This window comes from Hafnia psychrotolerans, from assembly GCF_014639435.1.
Classification (GTDB): Bacteria; Pseudomonadota; Gammaproteobacteria; order Enterobacterales; family Enterobacteriaceae; genus Ewingella; species Ewingella psychrotolerans.
In genome coordinates this window covers 977-1,284 of sequence record NZ_BMFZ01000026.1, presented here as the reverse complement: position 1 = coordinate 1,284, position 308 = coordinate 977, and the positions used below count along the sequence as shown (strand labels likewise).

Sequence of the window (308 nt, the reverse complement as noted above, 5' to 3'; positions counted from 1 at the left end):
ACCTTTATAGGCTTGTAGCTCAGGTGGTTAGAGCGCACCCCTGATAAGGGTGAGGTCGGTGGTTCAAGTCCACTCAGGCCTACCAAATTCTTTCTCATGCTGCGTTATGCACTCGGTCGTTTACACCAGTAAACTTTCCTCGCGCACGCCTTGCCTGAGTAAGAATTAACTCTTTTACGAGTGGTAAATCAAAGGTATCTGTGAGTGACTGTATGGGGCTATAGCTCAGCTGGGAGAGCGCCTGCCTTGCACGCAGGAGGTCAGCGGTTCGATCCCGCTTAGCTCCACCATATCCATACGGCCCCTTA

At 51.6% G+C, this 308-nt stretch carries 2 tRNA genes; both read left to right on the top strand.

What is annotated here, in order from left to right:
* The first annotated feature begins 8 nt into the window (after window positions 1–8).
* Window positions 9–85, top strand: a tRNA-Ile gene (locus tag IEV89_RS21530).
* 129 nt (window positions 86–214) lie between these two features.
* Window positions 215–290 (top strand) — tRNA-Ala (locus IEV89_RS21525).
* Window positions 291–308 lie beyond the last annotated feature (18 nt).